The organism is bacterium (assembly GCA_016789445.1).
In the GTDB taxonomy this organism is placed as follows: Bacteria; Patescibacteriota; Minisyncoccia; order Phycocordibacterales; family UBA2100; genus UBA10103.
The window spans coordinates 1-573 of the sequence record JAEUQT010000010.1 but is presented as its reverse complement, the minus strand read 5'-3'; the positions used below and the strand labels follow the sequence as shown (position 1 = coordinate 573).

Annotated in this window: 1 rRNA gene; it reads left to right on the top strand. The window is 51.5% G+C overall.

Annotated features, from left to right (window positions below):
* Positions 1 to 211 precede the first annotated feature (211 nt).
* Positions 212 to 573: ribosomal RNA gene (locus JNK62_04795) — 23S ribosomal RNA — on the top strand; the annotation flags it as partial.

The following is a 573-nucleotide window of genomic DNA, read 5'->3' as shown; positions in this document are numbered from 1 at the left end:
ATCATCGAAAGGCAGGATCAGCCTGCCATTCGAGGGTGTTCTCGATGCTCTTAGGTAATTATCACCCGTCGTTTGATGATGGTTGGTGTTGAGTGTTCGCAAGAACACAGGACATGCAATCCGCAAGACAAGTCGGTGAGACGATCTGGCAATACGCAAATCTTTGCTGCGAGGCAAAGAGGTGTGGAAAGTCGGAGAGACGAATCGATGTGGTCAAGCGAATAAGGGCGTACAGGGGATGCCTAGGCACCAGAAGAAGGGGCGCGGAAGGCTGCGAAAAGCTCGGTCGAGCTGCCAAACAAGCATTGAAGCCGAGATACCCTAATCAACCGTGGGAAGTGAAACATCTCAGTACCACGAGGAAAAGAAAGCAAACGCGACTCCGTTAGTAGAGGCGATCGAAAGCGGAAAAGCCCAAACCATTGGACATGTCCAATGGGGTTGTGGGGCCGACACTAGATCGATTGGATGCTAGCCGAACAGTCTGGAAAGTCTGACCATAGCGAGTGATAGTCTCGTAGGCGAAAGCGTGAAAATCGATCGTTGGTACCCGAGTAAGACCTGACACGTGGA